General features: G+C 33.7%; 11 protein-coding genes. 7 read left to right on the top strand and 4 right to left on the bottom strand.

Translation table 11 applies throughout. The annotated features are described in order from the left end of the window. Nucleotides 1-133: 133 nt before the first annotated feature. On the top strand, nucleotides 134-3343 hold the full coding sequence (locus tag ACM55F_RS05060) for a cytochrome c biogenesis protein CcsA (RefSeq protein WP_416852653.1): 3210 nt from the start codon (nucleotides 134-136) through the stop codon (nucleotides 3341-3343). 115 nt (nucleotides 3344-3458) lie between these two features. Here the strand turns inward: ACM55F_RS05060 and ACM55F_RS05065 are convergent, their stop codons facing one another. Both ACM55F_RS05065 and ACM55F_RS05070 read right to left on the bottom strand, forming a co-directional pair. Beyond that, complete coding sequence (locus ACM55F_RS05065; protein WP_416852654.1) at nucleotides 3459-4244, bottom strand: anti-sigma factor; 786 nt, start codon at nucleotides 4242-4244, stop codon at nucleotides 3459-3461. Then, on the bottom strand, nucleotides 4244-4774 hold the full coding sequence (locus tag ACM55F_RS05070; RefSeq protein ID WP_416852655.1) for an RNA polymerase sigma factor: 531 nt from the start codon (nucleotides 4772-4774) through the stop codon (nucleotides 4244-4246). The genes ACM55F_RS05065 and ACM55F_RS05070 overlap by 1 nt, the downstream gene beginning before the upstream one ends. 231 nt (nucleotides 4775-5005) lie before the next feature. On the opposite strand from ACM55F_RS05070, the gene ACM55F_RS05075 reads away from it, so the two are divergent. From ACM55F_RS05075 to ACM55F_RS05095, 5 genes are all read left to right on the top strand, one after another. Next, entirely contained in the window at nucleotides 5006-5659 is a 654-nt protein-coding gene (locus ACM55F_RS05075) for a DUF4331 family protein (RefSeq protein ID WP_416852656.1), read from the top strand. Between the two features lie 73 nt (nucleotides 5660-5732). Continuing rightward, complete coding sequence (locus ACM55F_RS05080; RefSeq protein ID WP_416852657.1) at nucleotides 5733-6287, top strand: DUF4331 family protein; 555 nt, start codon at nucleotides 5733-5735, stop codon at nucleotides 6285-6287. A 114-nt stretch (nucleotides 6288-6401) separates the two neighbouring features. After that, a complete protein-coding gene (locus tag ACM55F_RS05085) occupies nucleotides 6402-7697 on the top strand; it encodes a tetratricopeptide repeat protein (RefSeq protein ID WP_416852658.1) in 1296 nt (431 codons plus the stop codon). 119 nt (nucleotides 7698-7816) lie between these two features. Continuing rightward, complete coding sequence (locus ACM55F_RS05090) at nucleotides 7817-10030, top strand: TonB-dependent receptor (protein ID WP_416852659.1); 2214 nt, start codon at nucleotides 7817-7819, stop codon at nucleotides 10028-10030. A gap of 142 nt (nucleotides 10031-10172) precedes the next feature. Further along, the gene (locus ACM55F_RS05095; RefSeq protein ID WP_416852661.1) at nucleotides 10173-10760 is read left to right on the top strand and encodes a glutathione peroxidase; all 588 of its coding nucleotides are present in this window, start codon (nucleotides 10173-10175) and stop codon (nucleotides 10758-10760) included. A gap of 77 nt (nucleotides 10761-10837) precedes the next feature. Here the strand turns inward: ACM55F_RS05095 and ACM55F_RS05100 are convergent, their stop codons facing one another. Further along, nucleotides 10838-11788, bottom strand: coding sequence for a tRNA dihydrouridine synthase (locus ACM55F_RS05100; RefSeq protein WP_416852662.1), 951 nt, complete (start codon nucleotides 11786-11788; stop codon nucleotides 10838-10840). A 108-nt stretch (nucleotides 11789-11896) separates the two neighbouring features. Further along, on the bottom strand, nucleotides 11897-12412 hold the full coding sequence (locus ACM55F_RS05105) for a GNAT family N-acetyltransferase (protein ID WP_416852663.1): 516 nt from the start codon (nucleotides 12410-12412) through the stop codon (nucleotides 11897-11899). A gap of 76 nt (nucleotides 12413-12488) precedes the next feature. On the opposite strand from ACM55F_RS05105, the gene menD reads away from it, so the two are divergent. Continuing rightward, nucleotides 12489-14150 carry a 2-succinyl-5-enolpyruvyl-6-hydroxy-3-cyclohexene-1-carboxylic-acid synthase gene (gene menD / locus ACM55F_RS05110; protein ID WP_416852664.1) on the top strand — a complete coding sequence of 554 codons (1662 nt, stop codon included), beginning with the start codon at nucleotides 12489-12491 and terminating at the stop codon, nucleotides 14148-14150. Nucleotides 14151-14196 lie beyond the last annotated feature (46 nt).

Here is a 14196-nt window from a genome sequence, read left to right on the forward strand (position 1 = left end):
TTAGCATATAAATATGCTTTTTTAAGCGAAATGGGAAGACTTAATTTTGGATTAAATTAACAAATGTAAGAATATAGAAGTCAACATTTTTGAGTACTTTTGTGCCACTTTTATAAAACGTAATCCCTTACAAATGGATAAAAAAATATTCTCGATTTTGTTTTCTACACGATTAATGGCCATTCTATTCTTAACTTTTGCAATCGCAATGGGAGCAGGAACTTTCATCGAAAGCAAGTACAACACCGATACGGCCCGAATTCTAGTTTATAACTCCTGGTGGTTTGAAGCCATAATGGTTTTCTTCCTGATTAATTTTATTGGAAATATAAAACGTTACCAATTGTTAAAAAAAGAGAAATGGGCCACTTTATTACTTCATTTATCTTTTGTTTTTATCCTTTTGGGAGCTTTTGTAACGCGATATATCAGTTATGAAGGAATGATGCCCATTCGCGAAGGCGCGGCTGAAAATCAGGTTTTTTCAGATAAAATCTTTCTTACTCTTTTCGTAGATGGCGAATATAAAGGGGAAATGAAACGCAGGATTTTTGAAAAACAAGTACTGCTTTCTCCGGCTACCAATAATAATTTCAGTATTTCTGATAAGTTTGCCGATACAGAATTTGAAGTAAACTATGAAAATTTTATCATGGGAGCTAAAGAATATATTAAACCGAATCCTAAAGGAGTTTTGTATTTAAAATTAGTGGAAGCTGGAGATGGTGGACGAGAGGAACATTTTTTGAAAGATGGTGAAGTACAAAATATTCACAATGTATTATTTGCTTTAAATAAATATACTGATGGCGCTATAAATATCAATACAAAAGGGAGCAGTTATACCATTCAAACCCCATTTGAAGGTGCATTCATGCGTATGGCCGATAAATTTCAAGGTAAAGTAACAAAAGATAATAGTCAGCCTTTGATGATGCGCTCGTTATATACTATTGGTGAAATGCGATTTGTGTTTCCTGATCCAGCGGTAAAAGGTGTAATTGATTATGAGTCTAAAAATGATTTTAAAGCTAAGAATCTTGAAGATGCATTAGTGGTAAAAATAACTGCCGATGGACAAGAAAAAATAGTTACAGTAGTAGGTTCTAAAGGTAAAATTGGCGAAGCCAAAACAGTAAAAATAGGAAATAACGATTATACTTTGTTCTACGGAAGTAAAGCGTATGTCTTGCCTTTCAAGATAAAATTGAATGATTTTATTGCACAGAAATATCCCGGAACAGAGAAAAGTTATTCCTCATTTGAAAGTCAGGTGACCGTTCAGGATTCCGTTAAACCTTTCGATGCCAGAATATACATGAATAATGTCTTGGATTATAAAGGATATCGCTTTTTTCAATCGGGATTTGACCCGGATGAAAAAGGAACAATATTATCTGTAAATCATGATTTTTGGGGGACTTGCATTACGTACGCTGGTTATTTTATGTTGTTTTTTGCCATGATGGCGATTATGTTTACGAAGCATTCTCGTTTCGCTGATGTTAAACGAAAACTGGAAGTGGTTAAAACTAAAAAAGCAAAACTGTTGACTATTTTAGTTTTGTTATTCAGTTTCAATAGTTTTGCGCAAGAACAAGAACACAATCACGCGGATCATGAAGGACATGCACATACTGAAACCGAGGCAGCACCGGAAACGCATGCGAATCACACTAAAAAAGTATTGAGTCAAGACGAACTAAATGCTTTGATCACTAAATATAAAGTTCCGGAAGTACATGCTGCAAAATTTGGAAGATTAGTTATTCAGGATGCAGGTGGTAGAATGAAACCGATCAATACGTTTTCATCAGAATTGTTGCGTAAAGTAAGTCAGGATGATTCTTACAACGGAATGAATTCTGATCAGGTATTTTTGTCCATGACACAATACGCAAGTTACTGGATTGAAATTCCAATCATTCATTTAAGAAGAGGTAACGACAGTTTAAGAAAAATAATTGGGGTTGATAAAAAAGCCAAAGTTGCACCTTTTGTGGCATTTTTTGACGAAAAGGGAAATTATAAACTCTCTAAGTATTTAGATCAGGCATTCAAATCAGCGAATCCAAACCAATTTGAAAAAGATTTTATCGAAACGGATAAAAAAGTAAATCTAATGGAATCGGCCTTAAGCGGAAGAATATTGAAAATTTTTCCAATTCCTGATGATAAAAATAATAAATGGATTTCCTATTTGGAACTAAATGAAGCTGGCCTCAAGGGAATGGAAGCAACGTACACCAAAAATGTATTGCCTTTGTATTTTGGTTCTTTGGCTAACGCTTCAACCTCGAACGAATATAAAACTGCAGATGAGTTACTGGAAAGCATTAATGGTTTTCAAAAAAGATTTGGTAGTAAAGTAAGACCAAGTGAAGAAAAAATAACTTCAGAAGTGTTGTATAACAAATACGATGTTTTTAAAAAATTACCGTACTGGTACATTTTTGCTTCTATTTTAATGCTGCTATTTACAATTCTTAAAATCTTCAAAGAGCGAAAGGTATTGTATTATCTTGTTAATTTTATGCATGTAATAGTAGGTTTGTTATTTGCATTGCACACTTTCGGTTTGATCGCACGATGGTATATATCGGGTCACGCACCATGGAGTAATGCGTATGAATCTATTATTTATGTGGCTTGGGCAACGATGTTTTTTGGTTTGGCTTTCGACATAAAATCGAAACTTACGGTTGCTTCTTCGGCTTTTGTGACCGCGATGATTTTGGCTGCGGCTTATATGAACTGGATTGACCCGGAAATTGCCAATTTGCAGCCTGTTTTGAACTCGTACTGGTTGATGATTCACGTTGCGGTAATTGTGGCTAGTTATGGTCCGTTTGCATTGGGAATGATTTTAGGAGCGGTTTCACTACTACTGATTTTGTTTACCAATGAAAAAAACAAAGCCAAAATGGATTTGAATATTCAAGAAATAACGTATATCAACGAATTGTCTTTGACCATAGGTTTAATCATGCTTACCATCGGGAATTTCCTTGGTGGACAATGGGCCAATGAAAGTTGGGGACGTTATTGGGGCTGGGATCCAAAAGAAACTTGGGCCTTAATCAGTATTATGGTGTATGCATTTGTTATTCATGCTCGATTTGTTCCATCTTTACGTGGGAAATGGATTTTTAACCTGATGAGTATGTTTGCCTTTATATCTATTTTGTTTACCTATTATGGAGTGAACTTTCATCTAGTAGGATTACATTCTTATGCGAGTGGGGAAGCCCATTCCTTAAACTGGATATGGTATTCATTAGGAGTAATAACTTTATTTGGAGCTATTACGTATCCAAAATACAAAAAGTATTATAAGAAGTAGGATTTAATTATTTCCATCATAAAGGTTCAACTTTGAACTGCCCCCAAATAGTGTCTAACTTTTTTTGGGCAGTTCATATAGATGAACCTTTTTTATTTTCATTAAATAGAACGCTTTATACTTTTCCTAACGTATATAATTGTTCCATTGTAGGAGTTAAGCTTCCGCCTTTAGGCTCCAGGGTAATTCCAAAAGCTTCCGCTTCATTGGCATTATTCACTGCAAATAATTTTTGCTCGTTAGAATCAAAGTCTTCCAATAGTCCAATACTTGTTGGAGTTAACGGGCTTAATTTCAATGCCCAAACCTGATACACCATTCCTTCTGGTGGTTCCGGTAAACCGGCTGCATCAATATAAACTACTTTAGTATCTTGATTCCAATATACTTTAGCAAATGATTCTGGAGCAACTGCCTGTCCTCCAAGTGCTACAACAGTATTTTTAGTATCCCTTACAACTGCTAAACTGGTTTCGATTGTTGTATTTTTTAATTTTAAGACGTTAAATTCCTTTTCTAATTTAGCTTTCTCAATCTCAGTATTGGCTACTTGTGTATTGGTTTGATCTAATTGATTGTATTGGTAACCAATTCCCACTAATAATAATACAGCTGCTGCCCAACCAATATATTGTGACCAATTGCTGGTAGGCTCCAACTCGATTACTTTAGCATGTTTGAGTTCTAGTTTAGCTTTAATTTTTTCATAATTAGCCACAGAATGAAACGGTGAAAAGCTCGAAGACAAAGCAACAATGGCTTTTTCAATCGCTATAATTTCATCGTTAATTTCCGGATTATTTTTTGCCATGCTGTTAACTTCTTCGTTTTCGGGTTCACTTAGTAAACCGTAAACATAAAGCTCCAGGATTCCTGATTCTATATATTCTTTTGTTTCCATTATATTTTCAAATAATTTCTTAAGTCATTAATACAATTTCTATTTTGTGTTTTTACCGTTCCTAAAGGAATTGCTAATTCATCTGAAGCTTCTTGTTGAGTGTACCCTTTAAAAAACAGTAAATCTATTATTTGAATACATTTCGGTTTTAGTCTTTTTACAAACTCTTGTAATCCAATAGTATCCATTTTGTCTGCCAGTTTAGAACTGTCTTCAAAGTGATTTACGAAATTATCTGTAGTAAGGTTTTTTTGACTATTGTTAAAATTTTTGGAACGCAGTTTATCTATAGAAGTATTTCGGGCAATATTCAGAATCCAAGTGTAGAACCTTCCTTTGCTTTCATTGTAAGAATCAATGTTTTTCCAGATTTTGACAAATACATCCTGAAGTACATCTTCTGCTTCTTCTCTATTTTTTACAAGAACATTAATAACCGAAAATAAACTTTTAGAATACATATCATATAGATGTGTAAATGCTCTTTCGTCCTTCTTATAAATTAATACTAACAATTCTTCTTGACTCATATTCTTTCTATTTAACTATTACAAACTTATACATTCTTATTTACAAATGACATATTTTATGATTGTCAACATCAAATAAAAATAAAAATAAAAATAGTTATACTTTTTTTAAATATATAAGTAGTTGTTTTTTAGTAATTTAAAAATTAAATAGATTTTTAATTAAGATTTTTAAAACCAAAAGCAACACAATCCCGTAAATGCCTTTATAACCTTTTAACTTATAACAAAATGAAAAAAACAAAAATGATTTTAGGTCTATCGCTAGTGGCGATTTCGGGCTTAATATTAGTAGCTGCGGATCACATAGATGCTCCGGCAACAATGTCTGGCGATGCAGGTGATATTACTGATGTGTACGCTTTTCAGGGTCAGAACACAAGTAATTTAGTATTTGCAGTAAATACGCAAGGATTGTTAAGTCCTAATGCTACAGGTGCTGCTACATTTAAAGAAAATGTGATGGTAGAAATCAACATTGACAACAACAATGACAATGTTGAAGATTTAGTAATTCAAGCCATCAAGAGAGATGACAAGATGTATTTCTTTGGACCAGTTGCTCCGGGAACAACAGGGACATCAAGTATGGTTAAAACTACTGCTGCTTCAGGAAATGTTACAATTTCTGCTTATGGTGCAACTGCTTTAACTTCTGAGCAAAACGGAATGAAATTTTTTGCAGGACCAAGAGACGATCCTTTCTTTTTTGACTTAGGTCAATTTAAAGCAATCCTTGGAGGAACTGCTTCAGGATTTAATAATCCGGGTGTTGACACATTTGCAGGAACTAATGTAATGTCAATTGTAGTAGAAGTTCCAAAAGCAATGTTAGGCTCTTCAAGTACAATTAATGTTTGGGCTGAAACTAAGAAAAAACAATAATTAATTTTATTTAAAAAAGTAAAAACATGAAATCGAAGATTTACGATTTCCAAAAAACTTAAATATAAAGATCATGAGTAAAACAAATAAATTCAAAATTATAACAATCGCGCTAGTAGCTGCAGTTGTTTCAGTAAATTGTGATAATGACGATTCAAACGGTGATTCTACTGTAAGTCTTGATTTTTCGGGAACTTATGTTCAGCAAGATCAAATGGCAAGACCGGCAATCAATACTGTATTCGTTGCTTCAGGGCAGCCTAAAGATGATTTTAATGCTGCAATTCCTTCGGCAATGGGAGCTAAATACCAACCTATTTTTCAATCTAGATTATTAGCTTTGAATCCGGCGTATACTACAAATGCTTTAGGGCAAACGGCAGCTCAGCTTACAGGTCTTTTGGCTACAGATGTATTAGGAGTGTCTAAAACTGCACCAACAACTTTCTTTGATGGAACTAATATATTGACGGGTAGAGCTTTGGCAGATGATGTAATTGATGTTGAATTATTATTAATTTTTGGTGGTTCAGCTGGTACTTCTAATCCAGGTCTTACTAAAGATAATGTGAATGCAAATGATAAAGCATTTGGCACAACTTTTCCTTACTTAGCTTCTGCGTGGTAATATTTCTAAAAAAAAACAGAGCGCTTGCAATAATTTTCGCTCTGTTTTTTTTATTAAAACAAACAAACAAACAAACAAACAAACAAACAAACAAACAAACAAAACAATTAGAGTATGAAAACTTTAAAAACAATATCATTTTTAGTTTTCACAATCCTATTTATATTCGGTTGCGAGACTAAATCAGAACAAATTACAAATACGGAAGACTATAATAAATATTTGACTTTAAAGGATAATAAATCATTGACTTTTACACATAAAGAAATTGACTTTTGGCAGAAAAAATTTGATGCTGCTCCAAATCAAATTAGCTATTTAAGTCAATTAGCATCAAACTACAACACACTTTTTGAATATACAGGCGATATTAGAAACCTATATAAAACAGAAGAATTATTGACAAAATCAAACGAAGCGTATGATTATTCCAGAGTTTCAACTGTTCGATCTTTGGCCAGAAATTATATTTCGCAACACCGTTTCAAAGAAGCGTTGGAGTTAGCTAATAAAGCATTAGCCATAGGCGAAGGAAAAAAAGAAACCCAAAAATTATTGTTCGATGTTCAAATGGAATTGGGAAATTATCCGGAAGCGGTTAAAAATCTGAATGCGATAAGAGACATGAATAGTTTTGATTATTTGATTCGCTTGGCAAAATGGAACGATCACAAAGGTGATTTGAATACAGCCATAACTTTCATGGAAAAAGCGAGAGATATTGCTGAAAAAGACGATAACAAAGGACTTAAAATTTGGTCTTATTCTAACCTTGGAGATTTTTATGGTCATGCCGGAAGAATTCAGGAATCGTATGAAAGTTTCCTAAAAACATTAGCCCTAAATCCTAATTATTCCTATGCTTTAAAAGGAATTGCTTGGATTGTTTTCTCTAAAGAAAGAAATATAAATGAAGCAAATAGAATTATTGACGCTATAGCTTTAACGCACAATACACCTGATTTTTATTTATTGAAATCTCAAATTGCCCAATTTAAAGGAGATAAAACCAATGAAATAAGAAATAGAAATGCTTATTTTTCTATGATGAAGAAAAATAATTATGGTGCGATGTACAATAAATACAATGTTTTGATTTATGCAGACGACAAAAAAACGGCTTCAAAAGCATTAGAAATTGCAAAAATTGAAGTGGAGCACAGACCTACTGCTGATTCTTATGATTTATTGGCTTGGGCATATTTAAATGTGGGCGAAAATAAAAAAGCATTAGAAATTGCTCAGAATCATGTGGTTGGAAAATCCTTTGAACCAAAGGTACAATACCACTTGGCAATGATTTACAAATCAAATAATTTAGCGCTCAAAACGAAACCTATTAAGGAAGAATTACTGTCCAGTTTGTATGAATTGGGACCTAATTTTGACAAAAAGGTAAATCAATTATAGGGTATGAAATGAGTATAACCTAAAATTGGTCGTAAACATCAAAGGAGATATCCGACTCGAGCGATAGCGAACAGGCGAAGCAATTCCATATTCCAATAAAAAACAAATATTATCTTCGTATGAAAAATATTATTCTAGTGATGATTGCCCTTTTTGGGTTGTCTTCCTATGGCCAAATCCAAAAAGGAAAAGTGTTGGATAGTGATGGTAATCCTGTTGAAAACGCTTATTTGGTGAATACAAATTCTGAAAGTCATGCGCATACAAATGAATTCGGATTGTTTAGCTTAGATAAAACGGTTTTGGGAGACGTTATAAAAATAACCGCTTTAGGATATAAAAAGTCAAATTTTACCATTGTTTCTTCGGATGACATCATCATTCTGGAAGATGATATTTTTAGATTAAATGAGATAGTAATCCAACCGAAACTTTCGGCGATGAATGTAATTTCGAAAATAGATTTGCAAACGACTCCGGTAAATTCTTCGCAGGAAATTCTACGAAAAGTACCCGGGTTATTCATTGGACAACATGCAGGCGGAGGAAAAGCAGAGCAAATATTTCTTAGAGGATTTGATATCGATCACGGAACAGATATTGCCATTTCAGTAGAGGGAATGCCAGTAAATATGGTTTCTCATGCGCATGGTCAGGGGTATGCCGATTTGCATTTTGTTATACCTGAAACGGTAGAAAAAATAGATTTTGGAAAAGGAACGTATTATGCTAACAAAGGGGATTTTGCAACGGCAGGATACGTTGCTTTCCAAACTAAAGATAAAATAGAAAAAAGTAGTATTGGTCTCGAAATAGGACAATTCAACACGATGAGAACGGTAGGATTATTTAATCTTTTGGGCAACCAAAAAACACAAAGCGCCTATATTGCCACAGAATATATCCTGACAGATGGTCCTTTTGATTCCCCACAAAACTTTAATAGAATCAATTTGTTAGGTAAATATTCTGCTATTTTGAATGATAATAGTAAGTTTTCAATCTTGGCTTCTCGCTTTTCCAGCAAATGGGATGCTTCGGGTCAAATTCCGCAACGTCTGATTGATAATGGAACGATTTCAAGATTTGGTTCCGTTGATGATACTGAAGGTGGAAATACGTCCCGAACGAACTTCAATGCGAGTTTGAGTAAACCAATTGATGAAAATACGTTCTTGAAAGCCAATGCTTTTTATTCGAATTATCAATTTGAATTGTATTCGAATTTCACTTTCTTTTTGGATGATCCAATTAATGGTGACCAAATTAAACAGAAAGAAAACAGGGATATTTATGGAATGAATGCTGAGTTGAACAAGAAAATGAAATTAAATGATGTAGATGTTTTGTTACAGCTTGGTGGAGGTTTTCGTGCAGATGCGACAAAAGATACGGAGCTTTCACATACTTTGAATAGAAGAACGGTTCTTGAGAATATAAAATTAGGAGATATTGATGAATCTAATTTGTTTTCGTACTTGAATTCAGAATTCAATTTTGGGAAACTGATGATTAATCCGGCCATTCGATTGGATTATTTCAAATTTAATTATCAAGACAAGTTGACTGAGAATTACAAAACGCAATCGGAATCGAAAGTTAAGTTTTCTCCAAAACTGAATTTCATTTATTCGCAGAATAACAATTTGCAGTTTTTTATAAAATCAGGAATGGGTTTTCATTCGAATGATGCTCGTGTGGTGGTTCAAAACAATGGAAAACAAATTTTACCAACGGCTATCGGAACCGATATTGGTACTATTTGGAAACCATTTCCTAAGTTAATCGTGAATTCGGCTTTATGGTATTTATTTTTGGAGCAAGAATTTGTTTACGTGGGCGATGCCGGAATCATTGAGCCAAGCGGAAAATCAAAACGTATGGGAGCAGAGCTTGGATTGCGTTACCAACTGAATGATTGGTTGTATTTTGACGCTGATGCAAATTATACCTATGCCAGAAGTATTGATGAACCAAAAGGTCAGGATTACATTCCGCTAGCACCAGATTTCACCACAACTGGAGGTTTAAGTTTTCAAAAATTTAATAGTTTTTCAGGAGGAATCCGGTATCGTTATTTAAAAAATCGTCCGGCAAATGAAGATAATTCCATTGTAGCCAAAGGTTATTTTATATCCGATTTGAATGTTAATTATCAATATAAGAATGTAAATTTCGGAATAGCAGTAGAGAATATTTTTGATACCGAATGGAATGAAACACAGTTTGCAACAGAATCAAGGTTGCAAAATGAACCAGAAAGTGTAGAAGAGATTCATTTTACTCCGGGAACACCTTTTTTTATGAAAGGAAAAATTACCTATACCTTTTAATACGCATTGAAGATTTGTTGTTTATTTGTTTGGAAGTCTGCCATTTTCATAATGTCGGGCTTCTTTGTTTTTTAACGTGTGTTTAACCAAAATAAATTTTAATGAGACAAATAATTGTCTATTTTTATAAAAAATTTTAAATATGAAAAATCTAGTATTTATTGCAACATTTGCTTTAATCTTATTTAGCTGTCAAAATCAGGCACAACCTAAAAAATCTGAAAACAATATGAGCACTCCATCAATAGCTAAAGAAACGATTTATCAGTTCAAAGTAGAAGATTTATCAGGGAACAGTTTTGATTTTGCTTCTTTGAAAGGGAAAAAAATCATGATTGTAAATACTGCTTCAAAATGTGGATTAACGCCACAATACAAAGATCTTGAAGCTATATATAAAGAATACAAAGACAAAGGCTTGGTGATTGTAGGTTTTCCTGCTAATAATTTTGCTTCGCAAGAGCCAGGAACAAATGAAGAAATTGCTACTTTCTGTCAACTAAACTACGGAGTAACTTTTCCTATGATGGACAAAGTTTCTGTAAAAGGCGATGATATGGCTGCTATTTATCAGTTTTTGACTCAAAAATCTAAAAACGGATTACAAGATTCAACTGTGGAATGGAACTTTCAAAAATACTTAATCAATGAAAAAGGAGAATTAGAAAAAGTGATTTCTCCAAAAACGTTACCTACAGATCCTGAAGTGGTAAACTGGATAAAAGTATAATCAAGAATTAATAAAATAAAAAAGCGATTTTCGGGAAACTGAAAATCGCTTTTTTATTTTATAGAAACAGTTACAAATTAAAACTTTTCATTTTTAAAAATTTCAGCTACAGCAGCTTCGTAATTTCGGATGCTTTGTGCTTTTTTTATTTTCTTTAAAACCTTATGCGGATTTGAAAACGTAGCCGAAAAGTATTCCCATAAATGGTACATTTTCAATAAAATATGTGTTGATCCAGAAAGTGATTCACTATAAATAGCATACAAAGTATCGTGAAACGCGCTGAACAATTCCATTTTGTTTGCAGGATATTCTGAAGTATTGTTTTTTATCATGCTTGGTAAAAAAGGATCCGAAATTAATCCTCGGCCAATCATCCAATGGTCAATTGTTGGGAAGCGTTGCTGCATTTCATGAAATTTAGCCACAGAGGTTATGTCACCATTGTAATACAATTTATGTTTCGAGTTGTCAATACAATGCTGAAACGCATCCAGATTTACACCACCTTTGTAAAGTTGTTTCCCAATACGCGCATGAATCGCTATATTTTTAATAGGATAGGTATCTAAAATAGGCAAAACATCTAGAATTTCTTCACTGTTTTCATAACCCAAACGCATTTTCATAGAAACAATAATATCCGATTCAGAATGTGCTCTGTGAAGAATGTTATTGATTTTATCAGGATTACTAATCAAACCGGAACCCATACCAGATTTAGTAACCATGGGATAAGGACATCCTAAATTCCAGTTTAATTCTTTATAGCCCAATTCTCGAACATATTTAGCCACAAATAAAAATTCATCGGCATCATTTGTTATCACTTGCGGAATTACCTCTAAATCAAGATTGTTTTCAAGAAGCAGGTCGCGTTCGTAAGACGGTTTGATAACCATTTTTCCGTTTAAGCGAATGTATGGCGAGTAAAAAGTGTCAATTCCTCCAAATAATTTGTTTTGGGCATTTCTGAAACGAAAGTCGGTAAATCCCTGTAAAGGCGATGAAAGTAAGGTATAGTCCATGAAATTTTTAGTTGTGCAAATATACTATAAAGTCTCAAGTCTTAAAGTCATAAAATTTTTAAAGCCAAATATGTTGAATAAACGAAGTATATTCTAGTACAAATTCAATTATTCTAAAATTAACTGCATAAAAACGGAGCTCAGCCAACGATCAAATTTATAGCCGGATTCTTTAATAACGCCCACCGTTTCAAAACCATATTTTTTATGAAAAGCAATGCTGCCTTTATTTTCGGAGTCAATAACGCCAATCATAGTATGGTATTTTTGTTTTTTTGCCAATTGAATAAGTTCAGCCAATAATAATTTTCCAACTCCTTTTCCTAAAAATTCTTCCGCAACATAAACAGAATGCTCCACTGTAAAACGATATCCTATTTTATGACGAAAAGAACCATAAGTAGCGTATCCAATCGTTCCATTTTCTGTTTCAGCTACAATTACCGGTAAGTCATTGGCCAATTTGTCTTCAAACCACAATTTATGGGTTTCAAAATCACGTGGCTCATAATCATAATTCGAAGTACTGTGAAGTATTTGGTGATTGATGATTTCCAATATTGTATCTAAATCAGCAAAAACAGCCGGTCTTATCTTGATTTCCATATAGAATCTATTTTCCATCAAATTTAAGAAAACTATTTAAGATAAGAGAAAAACCTTTGCAACTTTGTATCTTTGTTCTTTTGAAACTGAAACAATGATTTACCCCAAAATACCTTTAGCACAAAGCATTATTGAAATTTGTTTGGCCAAAGGAATCACCACCATAATTATTTCTCCGGGTTCCCGAAATGCACCGTTAACAATTGGTTTTGTCAGCAATTCCGCCTTTCAATGTTACAGTATTGCCGATGAACGTGCGGCTGCTTTTTTTGCATTGGGAATTGCGCAACAAACGAAACAGCCAGTAGCTTTGGTGTGTACTTCCGGTTCTGCTTTATTGAATTATTATCCGGCTTTTGCGGAAGCATTTTACAGTCAGATTCCTATGATTGTGATTTCGGCGGATAGACCACAAAGCAAAATTGATATTGGCGACGGCCAAACGATTCGGCAGGAAAATGTATTCGAAAACCATTCGTTGTATAATGCTAATTTGCATGAGGACATTTCGACCGAAAATGATTTAAAAATCAACCAAGCGATTAATACGGCTATCACTCAAAAAGGTCCAGTTCACATCAATGCGCCTTTTGAAGAGCCTTTGTATGAAACCGTTTCAGCCCTTTCAGTCGAAGTGAATAGTATCGCTTCCGCAAATGGTACTCAGACGATTTCCATCGAAGACGTTTCGGAATTTGCAACGATTTGGAATAATTCCACTAAAAAAATGATTTTGGTTGGTGTGAATGAAGCCAATGCAATCAACGAAAAAATAATTGAAGCTTTTGCGAAAGACGAGTCGGTTGTAGTTTTGACTGAAACGACTTCTAACTTGCATCATGATACTTTTATCAAAAATATAGATACGATAATTACGCCTTTTACGAATGCCGATTTTGAGGATTTTCGTCCAGAAATCTTAGTCACTTTTGGCGGAATGGTAGTTTCGAAACGAATCAAAGCCTTTTTAAGAAAATACAAACCAAAACACCATTGGCATATTGATTCTTTGAGGGCGTATGACACTTTTGGTGCTTTGACTAAACATTTTGAAGTAGATCCCAATGTGTTTTTCGATACTTTTTTGCCACTTACAAATTCAACAGAAAGTAATTATTTTCAGCTATTAGACGCTGTAAAAGTGTTGCGAAAGCTAAAAAGTGATATTTATTTAGACAAAATTCCTTTTTCGGATTTTAAAGTTTTCGAAAAAGTGATTCAGTGTTTGCCAATCAATAGTCAATTGCAAATCAGCAATAGTTCAGCAATCCGTTATGCGCAATTAATTGATGTTCATCCTTCGATTGAAGTGTATTGCAATCGCGGTACCAGCGGAATCGACGGAAGTACTTCTACGGCTATTGGTGCGGCTGTTGCCAATGAAAAACAAACCGTTTTCATAACGGGTGATGTTGGGTTTTTGTACGATAGCAATGCGTTATGGAATAATTATATCCCGAAAAACTTCAAGATTATTCTAATTAATAATGGAGGTGGAGGAATTTTTAGAATTTTACCAGGACACGAAGAAAGTCCAGTTTTTAATACATTCTTTGAAACTTCCCATTGTTTGACTGCGGAGCATTTGGCTAAAATGTATGGATTTGAATATAGTATTGCCAGTGATGAAGCGAGTTTAGAAACAAGTTTGACTGCTTTGTATGCTCAAAATGAAAAACCAAGTATTTTGGAAATTTTCACGCCAACATTAGAAAATGACAGCATTTTACTGCAATATTTTAAAGAATTAGTCTAATTATTTTTGGGTGTCCGTTAAAAGGCATGATTAAATGTTTAAATTT

Source organism: Flavobacterium melibiosi (genome assembly GCF_048158545.1).
GTDB lineage: Bacteria > Bacteroidota > Bacteroidia > Flavobacteriales > Flavobacteriaceae > Flavobacterium > Flavobacterium melibiosi.

Bases quoted from the DNA above. Each gene is read 5' to 3' on its own strand.
- ACM55F_RS05060 (WP_416852653.1), top strand. From the start codon at position 134: ATGGATAAAAAAATATTCTCGATTTTGTTTTCTACACGATTAATGGCC.
- ACM55F_RS05065 (WP_416852654.1), bottom strand. From the start codon at position 4,244: ATGGAAACAAAAGAATATATAGAATCAGGAATCCTGGAGCTTTATGTT.
- ACM55F_RS05070 (WP_416852655.1), bottom strand. From the start codon at position 4,774: ATGAGTCAAGAAGAATTGTTAGTATTAATTTATAAGAAGGACGAAAGA.
- ACM55F_RS05075 (WP_416852656.1), top strand. From the start codon at position 5,006: ATGAAAAAAACAAAAATGATTTTAGGTCTATCGCTAGTGGCGATTTCG.
- ACM55F_RS05080 (WP_416852657.1), top strand. From the start codon at position 5,733: ATGAGTAAAACAAATAAATTCAAAATTATAACAATCGCGCTAGTAGCT.
- ACM55F_RS05085 (WP_416852658.1), top strand. From the start codon at position 6,402: ATGAAAACTTTAAAAACAATATCATTTTTAGTTTTCACAATCCTATTT.
- ACM55F_RS05090 (WP_416852659.1), top strand. From the start codon at position 7,817: ATGAAAAATATTATTCTAGTGATGATTGCCCTTTTTGGGTTGTCTTCC.
- ACM55F_RS05095 (WP_416852661.1), top strand. From the start codon at position 10,173: ATGAAAAATCTAGTATTTATTGCAACATTTGCTTTAATCTTATTTAGC.
- ACM55F_RS05100 (WP_416852662.1), bottom strand. From the start codon at position 11,788: ATGGACTATACCTTACTTTCATCGCCTTTACAGGGATTTACCGACTTT.
- ACM55F_RS05105 (WP_416852663.1), bottom strand. From the start codon at position 12,412: ATGGAAAATAGATTCTATATGGAAATCAAGATAAGACCGGCTGTTTTT.
- menD (WP_416852664.1), top strand. From the start codon at position 12,489: ATGATTTACCCCAAAATACCTTTAGCACAAAGCATTATTGAAATTTGT.